Here is a 24,299-nt window from a genome sequence, read left to right on the forward strand (position 1 = left end):
AGTTATGAATAAAGATTGTTCATGGCAATATATGGCAGATAACCCCTAAAAATAAAGAATTGCCATATCCCTAACAGCTTTGTAATCAGAGAGATTACTGGCTGGTATGGCAATATGGCAATTCTTGAAAGAAAAATATTTAATAATAAATCTTGTTACTTCACGCTCCACTCAAACAAACCGCAGGACAGAGTTTCTGGCTGCTTCAGTTCGAGCTTCACAGCCTTGGTCTTCACTGGGTCGAAATTCACGATGCAGGCTACACCTCGCATGCATGGATAAGCATCGGCTCCTGGAACTTCCTTCCAGTTGCCTGCCTCGTCCTGATAGTAGAGCTTCCAGCTGTCTGGTACTTTGCAACCGCCCCATGGCTGGTCGTCGTACCAATATACGGTGCTGGTCTTGATCTCCTTGCTCTCTGGGAAGGTGTAGGTAATCCACTCTGTGGTGTTCTTCTTAGGCCACCAGTGGATGTATGGGATAGAACGGTCGTTCTCATCGGCAGGAACCAGTCCGTCGGTGATACTGCTCTTGGCTGGCACTGGAGAAGAGAATTCTACCTTAGCCTGTGCAGCGAGAGTTGCAGGAGCTGATGGCTTTGCAGCCTTGACATCCTGTGGCAACCATACCTTCATATTGCCGTTGCCACGATGAGCCCAGGCGAAGTATGGGATGAGAGTCAGGGTCTGGTCCTTGGTGCTCAGCTTGCCGCTCTTGTCGTAGGCGAGAGTCTGCACATTCTCGGTCAGGGTCTCCATGTTCTGCCCCTTGTAGAGTGTCAGTACATTCTTGTATTTAGGGTCGATGAAACCATCGTACGAGAGCTTGCCCTCAGCGAACTGAGGTTCGCGGTTCTCCAGGATGCTCATGATGTCGAAGCCCTGGTTGTCTGGCCACTCTGCACAATATACGATAGGACCACGCTCGATGCTGATGCAGCCACGGTCGGCCTCTACCTTGTTGTTGGCACGTACGGTGCGTGCCTCCATATCGAAGTGAACGCGAACCACATCGCCCTTCTTCCACTTGCGGTTGATGGTATAATAGCCATCCTCTGTTACCTTAGCCTCTACCTTCTTTCCGTTTACGGTGATGGTATAGCCCAGTCGCTTGCCGTCGCTGTAGTAGTAAAGGTCTGATGGTACTGGCTGACCCTTTACCCAGCCCGGGATGCGGATCTTCATACCGAACTGACCTGCCTTGTTGTCATCCACCTTGATGGCGATGTCGCCGTTCCAAGGGTACTGTGTATCCTGACTCAGGGAAACCTTCTTACCGGCTACCTTCAGAGAAGAAGAGTTGCTGAGGAAGAGGTTGACATATACATTCTTATTCTTTACGGCATATACATAGCCCGGGAGGGATGGCAGGAAGCGGCAGATGTTGCTAGGGCAGCAGGCACAGCCGAACCAAGCCTGACGCTGATGCTGACCCATGCTCTCCAATGGGTTAGGGTAGAAGAAGCCGCCGCCGTCCATGCTCACACCACTGATGAGACCATTGTAGAGGGTACGCTCCAATACATCGTAATACTTACTCTCGCCATGGAGAAGGAAGAGACGGTAGTTGACATAAACATTGCCGATAGCTGCGCAGGTTTCGCAGTAGGCACTCATATTAGGCAACTCGTAGTTCTTGCCGAAAGCCTCACCATTGTTGGTGGCTCCGATTCCTCCGGTGATGTAGAGCTTCTTGCTTACGATGTTGTCCCAGATACGGTCGATGGCGTGGATATAGGCGGTATCGCCGGTGAGGGCAGCTACATCTGCCATACCAGCATACATATAGGTGGCACGAACGGCATGACCTACAGCCTCGTCCTGTTCCAAAACCGGTTTGTGGCTCTGAGAGTATTCCTGTTTGATAGATGTCTTGCCACGATAGTCGAGGAAGAACTTAGCCTCTTCGAGATATTTCTTGTTGCCTGTAGCGAGATAGAGCTTGCAGAGCGCCATTTCGGCAATCTGATGTCCCGGTACCACGCAAGCCTGTCCTGGGTTAGGACCAACCTCGCGAACCACGCAGTCGGCATAGCGGATAGCGATGTCGAGGAACTTGCGGCTACCTGTAGCCTGCCAGTGAGCCACGGCACCTTCTACCATGTGACCGAGGTTGTAGAGCTCGTGGCTCAGATCCTCTTCCTTGCTCCAGCGCTTGTCGCCAGCCCAGAAATGGGGATGCTTCGGATTCTGTGTGCGGGCTGTATAGAGATATCCGTCAGCCTCCTGAGCCGGAGCAATGATATCGAGCACGCTATCGATATAAGCCTTGAGTTTCTTGTCTGGATAAGTTTGCAGCACGTAGCTGGCACCCTCAATCGTTTTGTATGGGTCGGTATCGTCGAAGCTGTAAGGCATCAGTTTGCCCACGTCGTAACTGTCGCTAGGGTGAGCGGCGCGCTCAAAGTTCTTGTATCTGCCCTCTGTCTCGCACTTGCTGAAAGCCAGTGGGATGGTTACCTTGCGAGAGGTCTCGATACGCTGTCCCCAGAACGTATTGTTCCAAACCTTTACTGATGTGAAAGGCACCGGAGTGATAGGATAACCACCCGAGCTCTTGTTCACCTTCTGTGCCGAAGCAGGCATCAATGCCAATGCTGCCAAGGCTGATGTTACTAAAATCTTCTTCATGTATTGCTAGTTTATTTTGTTTGTCTTTTGTAAGGAATGTATTCATCCCAGAGTTTCAATGAGTGCAGATAGCCTGAGAAAGGCCATGCCTCTTCGGCATTCTTGCCCAGAAGCATAAACTGCGATGGCTTGACGAGGAGCTGGATATCTTTCTGGCTGATGAGCTTGGCGTTGATGTAGATGCTCTCGATTCTGCCGTCGAAGCAGACATATACGTGCTGCCACTTGCCTTCCAGGGTCTTCATCTCCTTGTAGCCGGCATCCTCATACCATCCGTAATGGTTCATCACACCGCAGCGTGGTTCGGTGCCGTTTACCAGCATCAGCTTCTCCAGTTCATCGTGCGAAGAGGTGAAATCGGCTACGCATTCATTCTCGGCAATCTCCGGATTCAGAATCCATGCCTCGATGGTATATGGAGCGTTGTCGCGGATAGTGGCTGGGAGCATGAAGTTGCTTCTGTAACTCTCCTTGCCGGTAAAGGCGAATGCCTTCTTGCCCTCTATGGTCTTGATGATGGCTGCTGTATCGTGCTGTGTCTCAAACTCGCCCTTGAGGTGAACATCCAGCGGACTGCCGTTCTTGATGTAAGGCACGGTATCGCCCTCGTTGTAGTAGTCAGCGCTGATATCTACCACCAGTCCCTGACTGTTCTTGTCGGCTACTGCCTCACGTACGATGTTGCTTTGGGCATCGAAAGCCTTTTCTGCAGCCTCCTGTTCCCAGTTATAATAACGGAGATTGGTGAGGGTAAATTGTTTTTCGCCTGCACTAATTTCCAGTTTTCCTTCAGAAAGATTCAGTCGAGGATCGTTTTCATCTATCTGATGCCAGCTTCCGTTGTCGAAAGCTTGGGCGGTGAGGGTATGCTTGCGTGTCTTGCCGAGCTGTGGATGAGTCATCACCAGCTGGGTGCCCGGTTGCAGGGTGATTGCATCTTTGCCAGTCATGCGCTCTCTGAGGGCGGTGCCCTGAAGAAGCGAGAACTTGCCGGCAAGCATTCCCTCGTTGTTATGCCAGGTAGTACCATCGAAATCGGCTGCTGTCAGGCCTAGCCACTGCTGTGGGGCAGAATCTTCTACAGAACCATAAACCTTGATGTTCCAGATGGCGCCACCGAAACCATTCTTCTGTCCGCCAGTATAGGTGAGGCGGATGTACTGCGCCTTGGCATTTCCGAAATCTACCATTGGCGAACCAGCCAGACGGTTCTGTCGCTTGTCAGAGAAGGTCTGCCAGTGCTTGCCGTCATTCGATGTCTCGATGAGATACTGATAGAACTGTGTTCCGTATTCAAACTGAGTCCAGATGCTCTTGATGCTCTGCTTCTTGCCCAGGTCAATTTGGATCCAAGCCGGTCCGGTGGTGCGAGGGCGCCAGAGTGTGCCGTTGTTGTCATCAACCGCATATTCCGGACGGAAGTCGTTGTCGTAGTAGGAAGAGGCGGTAACCTTGGCGCCGAAGGCGAGGTTCTTTGCTACCTTCATCTCCGGTTTCAGATCGAGACCTTCGTGGGTTGGAATGACCTCCTTGATGGTACCGTCTGCATTGAATTCGAGTTTATCGATTGCCACCTGACGATGGAATCCACGGTTGGAATGTGGATTATCGTGGCGATGATATACGATGTAGTAGTTGTCGCCTTCCTGGAGCACGCTGTTGTGTCCTGGACCATGAACGGTTCCATCGGCATTGGTCTTGAGGATAGTTCCGTGGTAGGTATAAGGACCGAGTGGACTCTTGGCTGTGGCGTAATCTACGCGGTAGCTGGCATCTTCGCAATGCTCGCAGGAGTAGAGGAAGTAGTAGATGCCGTTGCGCTTGAAGACGAAAGGAGCTTCGAAGAAGTGAGTAACCTCGGTGTTCGGGATGAGCTTGGTTTCGCTGAATGATTTCATGTCAGGATTCAGCTTACCTGCTCCGCAACCGAAGCCTTTGTAGATGCCCCAGGTGCCCCAATACATATAGACCGAACCATCATCATCTCGGAAGGTCTGACCATCCAGAGTGATGGCATTCTTTACGAATCTATCCGGTACGAGCACGGCTTCGCTCTCGCCCAGCACATTTTTCCAAGGACCGCGAGGTGTATCGCCCACACCCAGATGGAGCTTGCAAGGCTGGCAGTAGAGATAGTAATACTTGCCGTCGGCTTCGTTCTGCATTACATCCGGTGCCCAGATCCAGTGGCTGTCTGGCCAGTTCATCGGCATCAGGGTCCAGTTCTTGAAATCCTTGCTGCACCAGAGCTGTGCCGGTCCGAAACCGGCTCCGCTACCATCGGTAGTAGCATATATATAATAGGTGTCACCAAACTTCTTGATGGTTGGGTCGGCAAAATAGCCAGGCAGGATAGGGTTGCTTGCTCCCGGAGTGTTGTAAGCAGCTTTCTGGGCAGCACCTGTCTCAGGCGCTGCCGCAGCTGCTGTTACGAATAGTGTTACAATTATATTTTTACTAACCATATGAACTTCTTTTTTCTAAATGCTTTTTTATTTCTTGATAACCTTGATGACGAATCCACCGCCAGAAGCAAGATGAATCTTCATTTCCGATTTCTGATTGATGACAGATTTCTCTATCTTGTAATCCTCGGCATCGTGGTTGGCATTGATGCCATCCTTCAATACGATTGCTTCGTAATCTCCATCCGCGAGGAAATCAAACTTCAGGGTGAGCGTGCGCTCATCCCAGTTGCTCTGACCGCCAACATACCAGTCGTTGCCCTTCTTTCTGGCGGTAACGATATACTTTCCGATTTCGCCCTGTGGCACGATGGTCTTGTCGAAAACTACAGGCAATGAAGCAATGTATCGGGTGTATGGCTCATCCGCCTCATAGTTGGTAGGAGTGTCGGCGAGCATCGTAAACGGACTGTCCTGTACGATGTAGCAGGCAGCCTGGTGGCATCGGGTACCCATCGAAATCGGTTTGGTGTAGATTGCCTTCCAGTTGTCGCGGGTTCCGTTTCTCATCGCTCCCGGTGTGAAATCCACCTGTCCTGCCATCATTCGGATGTATGGGAAGGTGACGTCGTAGAGTGGCATATCATTCTTTGCTTCCGTCCAGCGGCACTCTTCCATACCGAAAACACTCTCGTAGTTGAGGATGTTGGGGTAGGTGCGGTTCAGGCCGTTTGGCTTGTAGATGCCGTGCAGGTCGAGGATGAGATGATGCTTGGCGGTGCAGGCAGCCAGACGTTCCACCATTTCGATGGCGGTCTGGTCGTCGCGGTCCATGAAATCCACCTTGAATCCCTTGATGCCCATATCAGCATAGGTCTTGCAGATGTTTTCCAGATTCTCGTCCATCACGTTGAAGACTGCCCAAAGCACAATATCCACGCCCTTGCTCTTACCATATTCTATGAGCTTAGACAACTGGATATCGTCTATTGGTTTCAGAATGCTTCCCTCTTTCGAGTTGTACCATCCTTCATCAAGGATGATGTATTCCAAACCGTGATTATGAGCAAAATCTATGTAATATTTGTAAGTATCGAAATTGATGCCTGCCTTGAAATCCACACCTTTCAGATTCCAGTCGTTCCACCAGTCCCAAGCCACCTTGCCCGGTTTGATCCAGGAAGTATCGCCTATCTTGTTGGGAGCAGCCAGGGCGTACACCAGATTGTTGGTTGGCATCTGGGTATCGTGCTCTGTGATGGCGAAGATGCGCCAAGGATAATTGCGCTTGCCGGTGCTGGTTGCGATGTAATCGCAGGTGCTCTTTACGTGGCTCATGTGTCGCCAAGGGTAGTAAGCCATCTCCTTAGGGTAGGGAGCAAAGGCGGCTCTCAGGATTCCCTTCTCTTTATCCTGTTCGCTGCTGTTAGCCTTCAGCCACATGCCCGGATACTTCTCCAGGTCGCTTTCCAGAATAGTGACCTTTGCCTTTCCGCAATCTATGGTAGCCGGGAGAAAAGCCAAATCCTGCTTAGCGGTATCGAGTCGTGTTTCGTGATAGATATTCTGGAAAGCCATGGCAAAAGGCTTTTCTGGTGTCGTAGTGTATGGCAACCATGCCTTCTTGTCCTTGCCAAACTGGTAGGCGGCGGTTTCATTCAGTATGATGGTCTTGCCTTTTCGCTGGGTATAGAATCGGTAAGCCACTCCCTCATCGTAAGCTCTCAGGATGATGCCGAAACCATTCTTCAGTTTCAGATTCAGTTCCTGATAAGCTGTTTCAAAGTTTTGCTGACGATAGAATGGGGCATGGATAGTTTCCTTATGGTTGCTAAGCTTGTGGCTTGCTACCTTAGGATTCTTACCCATGTCCGTTCCATCGTTCAGCGTTACACCTATTGAAGACTCCTGTAAAAGAATGGAGCCATTGTATTTAAATTGAAGAGAGAGAGACTTGTTGGTGTTGAGTTCTGCTACGATTTTACCATCTGGTGATTTCACCAGATAGTTCTCTGCCGATACTGTTGCCCCTATATATAATAAGGTGGCGATGAAAAAGAGTTTCTTAACCATAACTTTCTAGGTTTATTGTTGTTTTGTCCGTTTTGTTGTTCGCTTGGTGGCAATGCCTGTATTACCGGATTACCACAAGTTTTTATTTCTGCTGCAAATTTACGAATAGAATTGTTTATGTAATGCAAAGAAAGTCCAAAATGATGAAAATATCGTATCACAAGTATCCTGTTAGACGATAATTGTATCTTTATGTACGATAATTTTAGGACTTCGTTGATTTTTTCTGTTATTTTGCAGCCAGAAAAATAAATGAAACAATAATAAACCTAGAAGATATGGATTTAAAGCAGTTTACATTATTGATAGGTGTAGCCAGTTTGCCATCCATGACAACAGCAGCCACGGTTTATCGCACCATCTCTAAGGTGGAGGCAATATCAGTAGATTGTCCGGTGGGCACAGTTCCCCGACTTCCTAATCTCGTATGGGTAACCTATTCTGATGGTTATTCAGAGTATCGCCAGGTGCGCTGGGCTAACGCTCCGCTTGCTGATGAGCAGGCTGAGGCTGATGCGCAGAAACATCCTGCCGGGAGCCAATATGAGATAGGTGGTTTTGTGATTGGTGATGAGACTACCGACAATGGTTATCCTGTCAAGGCACAAATCAAGGTGGTGGCTGAAGGCTATCAGACTCCAGAAAAGGAAGTGGCTCATACCTTCTCACTCGCTGATGTGAGCATAGATGGTGACAACCGACTCACCCACAACCGTGATGAGGCTATCCGTGAGATCTGTTCCTGGGATGTTACCCAACAACTCTACAACTATCGCGATACCTACGGACTCAGTACCGAAGGGTATACCAAGAGTGATGGCTGGGATTCGCCAGACACCAAGCTCAAGGGTCATGGATCAGGCCACTATATGTCGGCAATCGCACAGGCATACGCCGTGGCAACTAATCCTGAACAGAAGGCAATCCTCCGCAAGAACATCACCCGAATGGTGAATGAGTTGCGAGAGTGTCAGGAGAAGACCTTCGTATATAATAAGGAACTGAAGCGCAACTGGGAGGCTCGTGATTTCGCTCCTGAGGCTGAACTCAGAGAGATGAAGGGCACCTGGGCTGCTTTTGATGAGTATAAGAAGCACCCTGAACTTTATGGCTACGGCTATATCAACGCCATTCCGGCTCAGCATTGCGCCCTGATAGAAATGTATCGTGCCTACAACAACTCCGATTGGGTTTGGGCTCCTTATTACAGCGTACACAAGCAACTTGCCGGTCTGATAGACATTGCAACCTACTTTGATGATAAGGAAATCTGCGACAAGGCACTCCTCATCGCCAAGGATATGGGACTCTGGGTATGGAACCGCATGCACTACCGCACTTACGTAAAGCAGGACGGCACCCAGGATGAGCGCAGAGCCAAGCCGGGTAACCGCTACGAGATGTGGGACATGTACATCGCCGGTGAGGTGGGAGGTATGAGCGAATCGCTCTCCCGTCTTTCTGAGATGGTTTCCAATCCGGATGAAAAGGCAAAGCTCCTCGAGGCAGCCAACTGTTTCGATGCGCCTAAGTTCTATGATCCGCTGAGCAAGAACATCGATGACATCCGCACCCGCCATGCCAACCAGCATATTCCGATGATTATCGGAGCGCTGCGCAGTTACAAAAGCAATCAGAAGCCATACTATTACAATCTGGCTGAGAACTTCTGGAGACTGGTGCAGGGCAGATACATGTATGCGATGGGTGGTGTAGGAAATGGAGAGATGTTCCGCCAGCCATATACCCAGATACTGAGTATGGCAACCAACGGACTGCAGGAAGGCGAATCGGAGGCTTATCCGGATATCAATGAAACCTGCTGTGCGTATAACCTCGTCAAACTGAGCAAGGATCTGAACTGTTATAACCCTGATAATGCGCAGTATCTCGACTATATCGAGCGCACGCTGTATAATCAGATTATCGGTTCGCTCAATCCGGACCAGTATCAAACCTGCTATCAGTATGCAGTAGGTCTGAATGCCACCAAGCCGTTCGGCAACGAGACTCCTCAGAGCACCTGCTGCGGTGGTACAGGTTCTGAAAACCATACAAAGTACCAGCAGTCGGCTTATTTTGCCAACGATCATACTCTCTGGGTAGGACTCTATATGCCAACCACCCTCCGCTGGAAGGAGAAGGGGGTGACCATCAAGCAGGATTGCCTATGGCCGGCACAGCATTCAGCCATCAAGATTACGGAAGGTGAGGGCGATTTCACCCTGAAACTCCGTGTGCCATATTGGGCTACGCAAGGTTTCTCCATCAAGGTGAACGGCAAGGAAGTGACAAAGAGCTATCAGCCTAGCACCTATGTAGAACTGGAGCAGAAGCACTGGAAGGTGGGAGATGTCGTAGAAATCGACATGCCATTCAGCAAGCATATCGAATATGGTGCCGACAAGCTTTCGAGCGATGTGGCAAGTCTGGACGGTACTCCGCTGAAGACATCCTGGGTAGGAACCCTGATGTACGGACCATTGGTGATGGCGGGCACAGGCGCACAGACCTGGAACCAGGCTACGCTGAACATAGACTCCAAGTTGAGTAATATCACCGTGGGCGAATCAAACGGCGTTACCACAGGTGCAGGAGCCAATCTCCTTACCCTGAAGCTGGATGGCAAGGAATTCCAGCCAGACTATTATCGCAACGCCAACAGTACCCACTACTACCGCATCAACCTGACCGATGCTAAGAGCAAGAAGAGCAAGAAGGTGAAGATAGATTTCACCGAACTGAATTCTCTCCTGAATCTTGCCGCAGAGCGCAAGGCTGACCAGGAGAAGTGGAATGCCCTCTCTCAGAAGGTTCCGGAGTATGCTCCATGGGCACCGTTCGGATATGAGCGCATGCAGAAGGTAATGGCTCAGGCACAGGAGCTGGTGGCAAAGTGTAAGAAGAAGGTAACCCAGGACGAACTGGAAGGTACTACTGCTATCCTGAACCGTGCCATCAACACGATGCGCCCTGGCAACCTTGCCGAGATGGAAGACCTCCGGGAACTCTCCGGTCTGCTTCGCCGTGCCGGCTGGCCGGATGACAACACCAGCGAGGAACTCAAGGATGCCATCAGTTATGGCAGAATGGTTCAGAAATACGTAACCGACGGAAGTGGAACCCACGACATGATTCATGCCGCTGTGGAAAAACTGAAGAAGGCGATGAAACAATAAAAAAGATATAGAAACAACAAAACAATAAAACATTAAAGACAACAAAGACATCATTTAGAATAAACAACATTTAAGAGTAACAAAATCGGCTTAAAAGACGAAAATATCGTCTAAATCGCTCATTTTGGACGATATTTTCACTTTTTTAGACGATAATGTAGCATAATATACAAAATATTGTGTTACTTTGCAATCGAAATTTAAACAATTATAAACCTAGCAAAAATAGAAAATGAGACAGACACAAAAAATCTCAGGCTTTGTACATAGTCAAGCTTATGTAAAAGCCATCGCGTGTTTGGTCCTTGCATGTGGGGGGGGGCATTACCTACTCTAGCAGCAAATGAGACCTTATCAAACCCTAAGGTGGAAAATGTTCAGCAGAACGAAGTTACCGTAAAGGGTGTAGTGAAGGATGCCAATGGTGAAGCCATCATTGGTGCGAGTGTTATTGAAAAAGGCAACGCCAAGAATGGTACTGTTACCGATCTTGATGGTAACTATACCTTAAAGGTAAAGCGTGGCGCTACCTTAACAATCTCCTATATCGGATATGTAAATCAAGAGACCAAAGGCGGTGACGTGACACTTCAGGAAGACTTGAAGTCTTTGAACGAAGTAGTCGTTATCGGTTATGGTACCCAGAAGAAGGGTGACATCACTTCTGCCATTACCAGTGTCAAGGCAGAAGATTTCTCTCAGGGAAATATTCATGATGCAGGTGATTTGATCAAGGGTAAGGTTGCTGGTCTGACCATTTCTAATGGTTCTGGTGACCCTAGTGTTACTTCTGCTATTCGTCTTCGCGGTGTGATTTCTTTGAGCGGATCTAATACTCCTCTGGTTCTTGTTGATGGTATTGAGGGTGATATGTCAACAGTTGCTCCAGAAGATATTGAGAGTATTGACGTCTTGAAGGATGCATCAGCTGCTGCAATCTATGGTACACGTGGTGCTGCTGGTGTAATTATCATTACCACAAAGTCGGGTCGTCGTGAGACAAATACTACTGTAAATTATAGTGGTTATGCTTCCATCGCATCATTTGCCAATAAGCTTGATATGATGGATGGCTCTGATATCCGAAATGGTTTGACCAACTTTACTGACAAGGGATACGATACAGATTGGCTGGATGCAGTAACCCGTACTGCATTCACGCACAATCATAATATTTCTATTACTGGTGGTAACAAGACAACCTCTTATAATGCTGATTTCACTTATAGAAACCAGCAGGGTGTTTTCTTGAAGACTTATTCTGATGAAATGCGTTTCAATGCAGGTCTGTCGCATTATATGCTCAACGACATCGTGAAGTTGCAGTTCAATATAATGAAGAAGTATCATAAAAACGGTCCTGTAGATGCTGCCGGTACTCAGATTTATCGTCAGGCTATCATGCGTAATCCTACCGAGCCTATCTATAATAGTGATGGTACCTATTATGAGAACATGTCTATCAACTATTATATGAACCCTATTGCTCTTTTGAATGAGCATACGGGTGAATACAAGACTGAGCAGACACGTATGACGGGTAATATCACAGTCGAGCCAATTAAGGGATGGAAGACCAACCTGATGATTGCTACCGACCGTTCTAATGCGCATGATGAAGGATATTATACTTCTCAGTATTATGACCAGAAACAGAATGGATTCAAGGGTTATGCATATCATAGCTATAGTTATGGCAAGAGCGATAATCTTGAATTGACCTCAACCTATAAGCAGCAGTGGGGCGAGCATCGTTTCGAGGGTCTGGTAGGTTATAGCTATCAGTATAATATGTATGAGGGCTTCAACGCTAACAATACCAACTTCATGAGCGATTATTATCAGTATAATAACCTTGGAGTAGGTGAATATCTGAAAGATGGTAAGGCTGGTATGGGTAGCTATAAGAACGACAATAAGCTCGTCGGTTTCTTTGGTCGTATCAGTTATGGCTATGCTGATAAGTACAATCTCTTGGTGAGTGTACGCCGTGAAGGTTCATCTAAGTTTGGTGCTAACAATAAGTGGGGTACATTCCCTTCTGCATCTGCTGGTTGGACTATCAGTAATGAGAAGTTCATGGAAAGTACAAAGGGATGGTTGAATAATTTGAAGTTGCGTTTTGGCTATGGTGTAACCGGTGTCATTCCTAACGACCCATATCTGTCTCTTACCAAGTGGGAATTGGGTAGCAGCTACTATTATGATAAAGGTAAGTGGTATCAGGGACTTGCCGTTACATCAAATCCTAACCCCGATTTGAAATGGGAGAAGTCTACTGAGTACAATATCGGTTTGGATTGGAGTGTATTGGATGATCGTTTGTCTGGTACTATTGATGTTTACCGCAAGAATACTTCTGATATGCTTTGGTGGTACACCGTTCCTACACCTCCAAATCTGGTAAGCTCTACTTTGGCTAATGTTGGTAAGATGCGTAATCAGGGTATTGAAATCGGTATCAACGCTGTTCCTGTTCGCACAAAAGATTTTGAGTGGAAGACTACTGCTACCTTCGCTACCAATGCTACTAAGTTGATTAGTCTTTCCAACGACTTGTATGAGACAGCCAATGAGCAGGATATTGCTTATTTGGGTGAGCCTATCACTATGTCAACCCAGCGTATGGCAGTTGGAAAACCTCTCGGTCAGTGGTATGGTATGAAGGCTGTTGGTATCTCTGAAAATGGTCTTTGGATGATTCTGAATAAAGAAACTGGTGAAGCTGAGGAGTTTACTGATAATATGCTTACCGATGATAAGTATCATCAGTATTTGGGTAATGCTATCCCTAAGTTCAATGTGGGTTGGAGTAATACGCTTCGCTACAAGAACTTTGATCTCAGTATGCAGTTTACCGGTCAGTTTGGATTCAAGATTCTGAATGAGGCTCGTGCTTATTATGAGAACAATGCCGTTACCTATAACCGTTTGAAGAGCGCTGCAGAGAAAAAGTTCGGAACAGCTGTACTTTCTGTAGCTCAGAAGCAGACATTCGTAGATTATTACTTGGAAAATGGTAATTTCTTGAAGTTGTCTAACTTGACTTTCGGTTATACTGTACCTTTGAAGGAAAATCACTATGTAAAGAACCTGTATTTGTATTTGTCAGGTGATAATCTCTTTACTATTACAGGCTATAGTGGTTTGGATCCAGAGTTGACTAACAGTAATCCACAGTACTCAGGTATTGATTCACGTGATAAGTATCCTACTATTCGTACATTTACATTGGGTGCAAAGGTAACATTCTAAAAAAGAAACATTATGAATACAAAAATAAATAAGATATTAGTTTCTGCCATCGTTGGTACCTGTGGCTTGACCATGACAGGCTGTACTGATCTTGATGAGAAATTATATAGTGTAATCGCAACAGAGCAACATCCTCTGTCACAGGCAGAATTGGAACGTACCATTGCTCCTGTATATAGCAGCTTGCGTAATGTATATTGGGGATGGTTTGGTATGTCTGACATTATGGATATGAGCTCTGATGTATGGGGTGTTCCTAACCGTCCTGGTATTGGATGGGGAGACCTCTATGTATCAATGCATAAGCACCAGTTGAACTCAGAAATTGGTTTCTTTGAGGTTAACTGGAACAACAACTATGCAGGTGTAAATGCTTGTAACAAGATTCTTGCTAACGAGGCAATCGCTTCCAGCGAGGATATTACAGCGCAGATTCGTGCTTATCGTGCATTATATTACTACAATTTGTTCGATTTGTACCGTAATATTCCTTTGGATACTACCTATGTCCATGAGGATGGTTGGACACCGGAACAGTCAAAGCCAGAAGATACTTTCAAATGGATTGAGAGCGAATTGAAGGCTGTTGCTGATAAATGTCCTTCTACTATTGAGATGGGAAAGATCAACAAGTATGCCGCTCACATGCTTTTGGCAAAACTCTATTTGAACCACAATGCTTGGTTTAAGGATGATTCTGACAAGAGTTGGTATCAGAAGAGTTTGGACGAAGTTAACAAAGTGTTGGAGGGGCCTTTCTCTTTGGCACCTAACTACAATGATAACTTCGTAGAAGATATCTCTAAATCGCCAGAGATTATATTTGGTATTCCATTGGAGAATAAGTATGCTGGTGGTAACTATATGGCTAATATGTGGATTCACAATGCCGGTCGTGCCCGTTGGAACTTTGCTGGTTGGGCTACTGGAGGTGGCATCGTATTCCCACAGTTCCTTGATATCTATGAGGAGGGTGATACCCGCATGGAAAATACTTGGACAGGTGGTCAGCAGTATGCGCAGGATGGAAGTCCTATCACTGTAGATGGTGAGCCATTGGTTTATACCAAGGAACTTCATAGTATCGACAATCCTGGTTGTTTCCCATTTGAGAGCTACCGCTTGATTAAGTATGAAATCTTGAGTGGTGATTTTGGTACAAGTTATGATGACGTGCCTTATTTCCGTTTGGCAGATGCCATGATGATGAAGGCTGAGTGCCTGCTTCGCTTGGGACAGAATGAAGATGTGGCTGCTGAGCTGGTAACAAAGGTTCGTGCCCGCAACTTCAAGGCTAATCCGGAAAAGGCAGTTGTTACTGCTGCTTATCTGAAAGGTGGTAGTAAGTACAACTATGGTCATCGTGAAGACCGTGGAAAGGACGTTAATTCTCATGATTGGGTAATTACTGAAGAAGGTGGAGCTGATATTGAATTTGGAGGTTTGCTCGATGAGTATGCTAAGGAATTCGTGGCCGAGGCTCATCGTCGTGACGAATTGATTCGCTTTAACATCAAGGGCACCAATATGAATGTTTACAACGGTAAGTCTTGGTTCTGCAAGGATAAGGTTGATAATCGTGATGGTGATTTGTTCCCAATCCCTAAGACAGCATTGAAGGGTAACCTCAAGTTGAAACAGAATCCAGGATATGATGGTTTGACATCTGGTGAAAAATAATTATTAATAGACATTGATATGAAAAAGAATATATTATATGTATGCATGGCATGCTTGGCATTGAGCTTCACCGCTTGTAGCGATGATCCTAATGATGCGGTAGAGAAGCATGTATATACCGAGTCTGAGTCTCCGTATCTCCGAATCGATGCTTCTGCAAATATAACTTATAATGCTGAATTCAGAGAAGGACACATAGCTCCAATCTCCATCAGCTTAAAGAAATATGCAGAGAAAATACAAGAGAAATTAGGCATGACGGTTGATGATATGTTGGCAGCAGTTGATAATGGTAGTGTTGTCTTCTACAACATCAATACATCTAAGACGGTTTGGGACAAAACTGCCCCAACAGTTGGAACTTCAGGATGGGGATATGATGTTGATGGCAATTTTGCTAAAGATAAAGATGGAAACTTTGATGCAAGTAAAGTTGTTGCTTCTGTAGAACTTGATAAAGCTAATAAAGCAATCGTAGTGAAAGTGCCAGAAACAACCAAAGCAGGTCTTTCAATTATTGAAAATGTAGGATTTGCCGTTAATAATGGTAGGGACTATGACGACTATGTTCGATTCAATATCCCTATTTCAGTAACCAATCCTGGATTGGTGATAGCAGCTATCGACGTTGCTACAGCGGAATATGATCCTACTTCTATAGATTTGTCTAAGAGTAAAGATGCTATTGAGAAATGTATGGGTATCTCTTATTCAGATTTTTTGAAAGGATTGAAAGATCCAGAAGGTCCTATTGCTATGTATATGGTTGATAACGAAACCGGAAAATGGGATGTTACTTCCGAATATACGGCAACTGGTATCGGTTACTGGGTTGATGGAAAATCACATGTTTGTGTGTGGAATGCTGATGGATTCAGTTTCTATATAGAAGCTGATGGTACTGCTGGTAGCATTGGAATAGGACATGCTCCAGGTATTGCTTCTAAGACGAAACAAGAATTAAACTTTGTTTTTGCGATGAAGGATGATCCGCAAAACAAGTTTATTCAATTTAAGGTAACTGCAACAGTTTTATAATTTAATATAAGTAGGAAGGATTTTTTCCTTCCTACTTATTAAAAAACATATTTAGTTTTGATTATAAAAAAAATAATTCTGTTTTTGTTTTCTTTTCTCCTTTTGTCTTGGGTTTTTGTTGAAAAAGTACAAGCACAGACAAACTCTCCTTTAGCGATTTATTATGGGGACCTGTAGGAACAGAGTATGTGGTTACTAGTCCATTAACTTATACAAAAGTTTTGATTGATGACAATTTTGCAAATCCCCAAATAAATAAAGAATATTTATTCTTAGGAGAAGGAGTTATGTTGTGTCTTACGGCTAAGTTTCCTTTATCTACTCATTATTCGGTACTGAAGGTTAGTACAATGGGTGGATTCGTTGAAACATATCCTATAGAAAGTCATAAAGTAGAGGTGCAGCTTTATGTTCCTCTAAAACAAGGGCGTTCTATATTTTTGATACCAGAGTAATTTAATTTAAAACATAAATCGTATGAAAAGAAATATTTTAATTATATTTTTGAGCTTACTGACTTTTTTGTTTGTAAATGCCAAAACAGATAAACAACCTTCTATTGGGCTGTATCTTGGTGGATGTAATGGAACTGAATATATTATAGAAGATCCTTTAAAGCAGCCAATGTCAGTAACGATATCTGATTATAGTAAGAATCCCTATCGATTAACAGAATATCGTTGGGGAGGCGGTGTCTATTTTACGATTAAGGTAAAATTCCCTAATATCATATCTTATTCTAAAGTTTCAGTAAAATCAACTATAGGTTATGGTGGCGAATTTGCGGTTTATAATAATGCAGCTTTGATACAAACCTTTTTTCCTATGGCTAGTCAGAAACAGTTTTCTATTTTTGTAGAGCCAATTCCGTAGTTTTTATTAAACCTAATTACCTTTAATATGTTTAAATTCATTTTAAAACAGAAAGTTTATCTATTCCTAGTCTTAATGATAGGAATGATAGCATCATGTAGTAGTGATGATGATATTGTAATCGGTGATATTACTTCGCCTACTGGTGAATTGACAAAGACGATTCCTTGGGATGAGACAGAGGCAAGCATATCTTTTACTGCAAATTCAGCTTGGACGGCTAGTGTCGCAGAAGTAGGTACCCGTGCGGCAACTTCTATCTCTTGGCTAAAAATAACTGTGCCTAAGGGTGGCGCAGGAGATGTTAAGATGCCTTTGCTCCTTAGTAAAAACGATAATGAAACTTATCGTGAGGCAGAGGTTACTATCAAATGTGGTGAGAAGTGTGTTACGGTAACAATCCATCAAGAGGCTAATCCTGATGCCGTAAAGATGATGGATGCTTCTTCTATTAGTAATTATAGTATGTATATCACTCCTGGTACCTGGAATGAAGGATTTGAAAAGGGACCTGACTACATGCTCCGCAGCGATGCCAGATGGTCGTGGTGGAGAATGAAGCAGAGCGAGCACTTCTTTGTGTTCTGGGAGCCTGGCTTTGGAGATAATCCTAATGCTGAATCTGTACCGGAGGCTTTGCGTGTGGATGTTGATGACTTGTTGCAGAAGGCTGAGCAGTTCTATAAGACCAATGTAGAGAAACTCGGTATGGCAACTGTCGGACAGGGAAAATCGGTCCTTGACAATCATAAGATGCAGATTTATCTCCTTTATCAGACAGAATGGCTTGCTACTGGTTCTGGCTATGATGACAAGATAGGTGCCCTTTGGGTAAATCCATCTACCTGCAAGCCGGTTGGTTCAACCATCGGTCATGAGATAGGGCACTCTTTCCAATATCAGGTTTCTGCCGACAAGCTTTTCACGGGTGAGGTTACGCCAATAGATAGGGCTGATGGTTCTCAGCTTGTGCCTGCTGGCTTCCGTTATGGATTTGGTGAAAATGGTGCTGGCGGTTGTGCTTATTGGGAACAATGTGCCCAGTGGCAGTCGTTCCAGGATTATCCTAACGAGTGTTTTGACCAGGACGCTCATTATGCTGTTTGGCTCAAGAATCATCATCGCCACTTCAACCATGAGTTCATGCGTTACGCAAGCTACTGGTTCCAGTATTGGTTTACTGAAAAGCATGGCATCGAGTCATACGCCCGTATCTGGAAAGAAAGCAAATATCCGGAGGATCCGCTCCAGACTTATATGCGCATCTATTGCAACAATAGTCTTGATGCACTCTACAAGGATTTGTATGCGTATAGTGCTCATTGTGCTGACTATGATTTCAAGGTTGTGCATCAGTATAAGAAGGAGGCTGCCATCAACTATTCTACCAAACTGTATAAGAACGATGGCTATTATCAGGTGGCTTATACTAACTGCCCGGGTACAACAGGTTTCAATCTCATCCCGCTGAATGTTCCTGCTTCGGGCAAGGTAAGTGCAATGCTTGAGGGTTTGGCTCCTGGCTCTGCTTTGGCAGCTGGTGATCCAGGCACTGTGGTAGATGGAGATGGTAATGCCAAGAGTACTGTGACCAAGTATAATTCACAGAGCAATACTCAGCAGAATTATCGTTATGGTTTTGTGGCTATCACCAAGGATGGTAAGTCGCATTATGGCGAGATGCATACAGGCAAGAAAGGCACAGCAAACTACGAAGTTCCTGCCAATACCGAGCGCTTGTACCTCTGTGTGCTGGCTGCTCCTGATAAGTATAATCGCAATGCCTGGGATGATGATGAGACCAATGATGAGCAATGGCCTTATCGTGTGAAGTTCTCGGGTGCCGACTTGCTGGGCAACGTGACGATACCGGAAGGAGACCCTACTGACGTGGAGACTTCACTTGAAGTAAGTCTTGACGCAAGCAGCGAAAGCTATCCTCTGTATACCTTCAATCTCTTGAATGATGGTGTCATGGAGAAGATTGCAAAGGCATTCAAGTTGCAGCCTTCTGAGATTGCAAGTGCTACATTGGAGGCTGGCGTTGTGAAAGCTGAGGGCTTCACGGGTCCTGCTGATGACAAGGTGGCTGTGGGCTTGACTAATCCTGATGGCAAGGTGTCGTATGCTTACTCTGCCAATGGAATCGGCTTCTGGATTGCAGAAGATGGTTCTTCCGGTGTTTGGGGAGATGGTACGAAAATCTACTTCGAATATGATGCCGGGGGCTATGCTCTTACTGTGGGTCATAAGCCTGGTTCTTCTGAAAAGGGCAAGACTTATATCATCAAACCAACCATGGTCTATAATAAGAATGGTAAACTGCATAAGGCAGTTATCACCATCAAGATGAAATTCGCATAGTTAATATAGTTACTTCCGTTGCTGACGTAAAACTGTTGTTTTGCGGAATGCAACGGAACTTTTTTGTTTCTCCACTTATATTGATAACACTCTCGTTTCTCCTTTTAATACGTACATATCCGAAGCGTAAGATGTGTTGTCTTAATACCCTATAATTCATAGTTTAAACAGTCATACATCCACGTTTATTTGGTTTGAACATCTTGATTTGTGTGGTTGCTGCCATATGCCGGCAATCACACGAATCTAATTCTTTAAGGTCTGATGCCATCTATCGCAAGCTTTTCAACAATGATATGCAGTATCTGATAGAGTGTAGTGAGAAAATCGTGAGGGATACCCCCAAATCGTGATGGATAGCGTGATGGATATTTCCGTTTTCGAAGTATCTATCACGCTATTCAAGTGTCTGTATATTAGTATATTAAGATGTGTAATACATATAAATCGTGATGGATGATAGATTATTACATAAAATTTGTTCATATGAAGACTGCGCTGGGTTACTGATATTACTGCATCGGGTTACAGATATTACTGCATCGGGTTACAGATATTACTGCATCGGGTTACAGATATTACTGCATCGGGTTACAGATATTACTGCATCGGGTTACAGATATTACTGCGTAAGCTAACGGAGCCGTATCCGTAGGCTTATCGAGACGTCTGCATCAGCTAACTGAGACGTCTGAACTCGCTTACTGAACTACTTGAGGTGCTTGGCTGAACAGCTTGAATTGCTTGGCAGAAGTGTGATACAGCTACTTATTATGGACGCAAACTTGTCGCCCTGTAAGGGCAAAAGCTTTAAAAACCAAGGATTTATAAAGCTTTTGCCCTTACAGGGCGCCTTGCTGATTGCTATTATACCCAGGGCGCTGCCCTGAGCTAGGAGCTTTTGGGCCTTCAGCCCGTTCTTGAACCACATGCGAAAGTTCTGTTGTTTAAACAAGTCTCTCTATATATTCTATTGAAAGGTCTGTACCTTTGGCAACTTGCTCTTGTGTGAGCCCCATGCCGAGAAGACGTTTTGCGGTGGCCAACTTTTCTTTGGCAACACCTTCTTCTCTGCCTTCTTTCCTGCCTTCTTCCTTCGCAGTATCGATTGAATTTTTTATGTCTCGATAGGCCTTAAGACTATCCTCGTATTCTCGTAATTCTTGTTGACTGAATTTAGCGATTTCAGCTTCTTCAAACAATTTCGTGAAAATTCTTTCTTTTAAAGCTTTCGGTCGTTTGTCAAGCTTGGGTAAATTCTTGAGTACATAGAGCCATTTGTCATACAGAGTTTCTAGCTCAGCCTCGCTTTTGTTGAATTTGGCAATTTCAATATACTTGAAAGAAAGCTTGTCGTTAAAGACCTTGAATGTCTTTTTGTCTAGCAGACCAACATCGTGATTGATTTCTTTTTGGTCGAAAGCTTCTTCCTTAAAATCAAAATTGAGCAATGCTACTGTATAAACGTGGTCTAGCTTGAAATTCCAATCCTGTCCTTTTGGGGCTTGCTCTCTGATAGGAAATGTAGAGTAGAAGAGAGAACGGTCTTTGAAGTATTTCTGAAAAGCGTTCTGCATTTCAACGATGAACTTTTCTCCTTTCTCATTTTCACAGTACACGTCAAAGATAGCTTTGCGCTCAGCGAAAACATCACCAACGTGCTCGCTATTGAGGTAGCGGACATCCTTAATGACCTGCTCTCCATCGAAAAGTGAATTCAGAAAGTTGATGAGCAAGTCTTTATTTGGCTTTGTTCCAAATATACGTTTGAAACCAAAGTCGGTAAGTAAGCTAATATATCGTTCTTCTGATAATCTCATAATCTGTTCTTTTTATAGAATTCTTTTGGCAAAGATACGACTTTTTATAATATCTCCCAAGTTTTTTTGCACAAATCTATCATTTTGATGTAATTTTTGACAAATCTCTAAGATGTTCTTTGAGAAGATACGATATTTATATCATTTTAGACGATATTGCGAGCGTTTTTGCAAGATTATCAGTACTTTTGTGGCGAAATATCAATAACGAAAAGAATAAATAACGCAAAAATATAAATAACGCAAAAATCATAACCGAAATGAAACGAATCTTTTTATCGCTGATACTCACAGCGGCAACCTTGCCTTGGGCTACTGCAGTCCTGGCACAGCAGGACCCATCTGAGGCTCCTGCCACCAGACCCGTAAATCCTGTTTCTGCACCACAGAAACTCATCTTCGTACCGGACTCTCTGAAACCCTATGATTTCAACAAGGATGATGAGAGATGGTGCTGGCGACATAGTGCACAGACCCAGAATATCGTGTATTTCTGGGAAAAGCCATTCGGAGACAATCCGCAGAATCCTCCTTCGCTCGAAGGTAAGCCGATGAAATTCGACCTGGGCAATCTACAGACTCAGGTAGAACGGTTCTATCGTTTCTTCCGTGACACCCTGAAGTTCTCTCTACCAGGCAGCATCTGCGACAAGTATAAGATGATGGTGATGGTGAACTATTCGCTGGAAGGAACTGCTTACGGCGGAACTTACGATGACTTTATCGGCGCGCTCTGGGTAACCCCTAACCGTATTCAAGATAAGAAACTCAACTGTCTGGCTCATGAGTTGGGACATAGTTTCCAACTTCAGATTATGGCAGACAAAACGGGCGAAGCCTGGGGAGGAAGTGGCTTCTTCGAGATGACATCCCAATGGATGCTCTGGAGAGTGAATCCCGACTGGATAACAGATGAGAAGTATCATTTCGATGCCTTCAGACAGCTTACCCATAAGGGGTATCTGCATCTGGACAACATCTATCATTCGCCATACGTGATAGAATGGTGGGCTGAGAAGCATGGTTTGGAAAGCATCGCCCAGCTCTATCGTGAGGGAAAAGTAGGAGAGGACCCGGTTGTTACCTACAAGCGGAAGTATAAGATGAGTCAGAAGCTGTTTAATGATGAGATGTTCGACTGCTACCGTCATCTCGTGAACTTCGATTTCGATTATGCCCGTAAGGAGACCCGACCTTATGCCTGCACCTTTGATACCAGGATGCTGGAGCAGAAAAATGGTTATCTCCGTCCGGATACAGCTTCGGTTCCAGAGAACTATGGTTTCAATGCCATTAAGCTGGAAATCCCGAAGGCTGGCAAGAAGGTTACAGTAGATTTCAGAGCTCTCGATGCCGAGGGTAAGGTGTTCAAGGCATCTAAGGACAAGATGGCACGAACCATCGGCTACCGTTATGGTTTGGTGGGAGTAACTGCCGATACCGATGAATGCATCTACAGCCCGATGGGCGAAGCGATGAATGGAAAGGTTTCGCTTGTGGCTCCAAAGTCCCAGCCTCTCAAGGCGCTCTATCTCGTGGTGATGGGTGCTCCTTCGAATCATTCGCTCGATCCATCTTCCCGCCGTTTCCCTTATGAGGTAAGAGTGAAGTAGATATCATTATTAAAGAGAATGAAATAAAAAATGAAGAATAAGACTTTATTTACTGCATCCCTCGCCTTGATGATGGCTTTGCCGATGCAGGCACAGCGCTTTGAAGACAACTTCGAAGATAAGACGCTGCGACTGGATTACATCGTGGCGGGCGATAGCGTGAACCAGGCTATCTATTTTGAACAGGCTTACAGCAACCCTACCTGGGCGGGCAGAAAGACAAGACTGGATGAGAAATTCCTGAACGGAAACGGACAGGTGACCGTGTATGAGCATGGCACCAACAAGGTGCTCTATGTAAACACCTTCTCTACACTCTTCCAGGAGTGGCAGCTTACACAGGAGGCTAAGCATCTGCAGAAATCATTCGAGAGCAGTTTCCTCGTGCCGTTCCCGAAGAAGCCGGTGGATGTAAGCATCACCCTGAGCGATACGCATCAGAAGGTGACTGCAGAACTGCGCCATACCATCAATCCACAGGATATCCTCATCCGACCATTGGGCGAGAATGGCATCCCTTACCGCTATATCGTGAAGAGCGGAGAGACTGCCGACTGTGTTGACCTCGCCATCATCGCCGAGGGCTATCGCCAGGACCAGATGGATAAGTTCTATCAGGATGCGCAGCGGGCAGCTGATGCCATCTTCGAGCGCGAACCTTTCGCTTCGCTCAAGTCGAGATTCAACGTGGTGGCTGTTGCGGCTCCATCGCTCGATGAGGGACCAAGTATTCCGCACGAAGGGAAATGGAAGAACACGATGGCTTGCTCTCATTACGATACTTTTTATTCGAACCGTTATCTCACCACGAGCAAGATTCATCGCATCTATGATGCCTTGAGTAATGTGCCTTTCGAGCAGATTATCGTATTGGTGAATTCTCCTACGTATGGTGGCGGCGGCATCTACAACCAGGTTACGCTTTCCACCTCTGATCATCCTACGTTCAAGAAGGTGCTGGTACATGAGTTCGGTCATGGCTATGCGGGCTTGGGTGATGAGTACAGTACCGATGAGTACGACCCGATGTATCCTGGTGATACCGAGCCTTGGGAGCCTAACCTCACCACGCTGAAGGATTTCCAGAGCAAGTGGGCGGATATGATGCCGAAGGGCGTGAAGATTCCTACGCCGCTTGCCAAACTTCCGGATCATAAGAATATCAGAAATGAGAAGGAGCAGAAGAAACTCAACGAAGCCGTCTTCAAGATTGGTGTATTCGAGGGGGCGGGCAACCAGAGCAAGGGATGTTACCGTCCGGCACAGGTTTGCCGTATGCGAATCAACGAAGTGGATGATTTCTGTCCGGTTTGCCAGCGTGCCATCCGACGCATCACCGATTTCTATACTGGGAAATAATATTTTCCTA

Annotated in this window: 12 protein-coding genes and 1 pseudogene; 9 read left to right on the forward strand and 4 right to left on the reverse strand. The window is 45.5% G+C overall.

Annotated elements, in window-relative coordinates:
• Positions 1-155: 155 nt before the first annotated feature.
• From RCO84_RS02795 to RCO84_RS02805, 3 genes are read right to left on the reverse strand one after another with little or no spacing between them, the layout of a single operon-like run.
• Positions 156-2,630: a glycoside hydrolase family 127 protein gene (locus RCO84_RS02795; protein ID WP_317583804.1), complete on the reverse strand. Its 2,475-nt coding sequence runs from the start codon at positions 2,628-2,630 to the stop codon at positions 156-158.
• A gap of 11 nt (positions 2,631-2,641) precedes the next feature.
• Complete coding sequence (locus RCO84_RS02800; protein WP_317583805.1) at positions 2,642-5,095, reverse strand: family 43 glycosylhydrolase; 2,454 nt, start codon at positions 5,093-5,095, stop codon at positions 2,642-2,644.
• Between the two features lie 27 nt (positions 5,096-5,122).
• On the reverse strand, positions 5,123-7,108 hold the full coding sequence (locus RCO84_RS02805; RefSeq protein WP_317583806.1) for a glycoside hydrolase family 97 protein: 1,986 nt from the start codon (positions 7,106-7,108) through the stop codon (positions 5,123-5,125).
• Positions 7,109-7,386: 278 nt separating this feature from the next.
• Here RCO84_RS02805 and RCO84_RS02810 point away from each other — a divergent pair, with 278 nt between their 5' ends.
• The 7 genes and pseudogenes from RCO84_RS02810 (at position 7,387) to RCO84_RS02840 (ending at position 19,497) form a co-directional block, all read left to right on the forward strand.
• The gene (locus RCO84_RS02810) at positions 7,387-10,287 is read left to right on the forward strand and encodes a beta-L-arabinofuranosidase domain-containing protein (RefSeq protein WP_373690115.1); all 2,901 of its coding nucleotides are present in this window, start codon (positions 7,387-7,389) and stop codon (positions 10,285-10,287) included.
• Positions 10,288-10,519: 232 nt separating this feature from the next.
• Positions 10,520-13,542: pseudogene (locus RCO84_RS02815) on the forward strand (SusC/RagA family TonB-linked outer membrane protein).
• A gap of 12 nt (positions 13,543-13,554) precedes the next feature.
• Positions 13,555-15,222, forward strand: coding sequence for a RagB/SusD family nutrient uptake outer membrane protein (locus RCO84_RS02820; protein WP_287578782.1), 1,668 nt, complete (start codon positions 13,555-13,557; stop codon positions 15,220-15,222).
• Between the two features lie 18 nt (positions 15,223-15,240).
• Positions 15,241-16,260, forward strand: a complete 1,020-nt coding sequence (locus tag RCO84_RS02825; RefSeq protein WP_260849665.1) for a DUF4859 domain-containing protein — start codon at positions 15,241-15,243, stop codon at positions 16,258-16,260.
• A gap of 221 nt (positions 16,261-16,481) precedes the next feature.
• Entirely contained in the window at positions 16,482-16,715 is a 234-nt protein-coding gene (locus tag RCO84_RS02830) for a hypothetical protein (protein ID WP_144153420.1), read from the forward strand.
• 22 nt (positions 16,716-16,737) lie between these two features.
• Positions 16,738-17,133: a hypothetical protein gene (locus RCO84_RS02835; protein ID WP_293501007.1), complete on the forward strand. Its 396-nt coding sequence runs from the start codon at positions 16,738-16,740 to the stop codon at positions 17,131-17,133.
• 84 nt (positions 17,134-17,217) lie between these two features.
• Entirely contained in the window at positions 17,218-19,497 is a 2,280-nt protein-coding gene (locus RCO84_RS02840; RefSeq protein WP_317577008.1) for a DUF6055 domain-containing protein, read from the forward strand.
• A gap of 947 nt (positions 19,498-20,444) precedes the next feature.
• Here the strand turns inward: RCO84_RS02840 and RCO84_RS02845 are convergent.
• The gene (locus tag RCO84_RS02845; RefSeq protein WP_317583808.1) at positions 20,445-21,317 is read right to left on the reverse strand and encodes an Rpn family recombination-promoting nuclease/putative transposase; all 873 of its coding nucleotides are present in this window, start codon (positions 21,315-21,317) and stop codon (positions 20,445-20,447) included.
• A gap of 260 nt (positions 21,318-21,577) precedes the next feature.
• Between RCO84_RS02845 and RCO84_RS02850 the strand changes: the two genes are divergently transcribed.
• Positions 21,578-22,930 carry a DUF6055 domain-containing protein gene (locus RCO84_RS02850; RefSeq protein WP_317583811.1) on the forward strand — a complete coding sequence of 451 codons (1,353 nt, stop codon included), beginning with the start codon at positions 21,578-21,580 and terminating at the stop codon, positions 22,928-22,930.
• A 30-nt stretch (positions 22,931-22,960) separates the two neighbouring features.
• Entirely contained in the window at positions 22,961-24,289 is a 1,329-nt protein-coding gene (locus tag RCO84_RS02855) for a M64 family metallopeptidase (RefSeq protein ID WP_317583813.1), read from the forward strand.
• The last annotated feature ends 10 nt before the right edge of the window (positions 24,290-24,299 follow it).

Origin of the sequence: Segatella copri (assembly GCF_949820605.1) — a bacterium.
In the GTDB taxonomy this organism is placed as follows: Bacteria; Bacteroidota; Bacteroidia; order Bacteroidales; family Bacteroidaceae; genus Prevotella.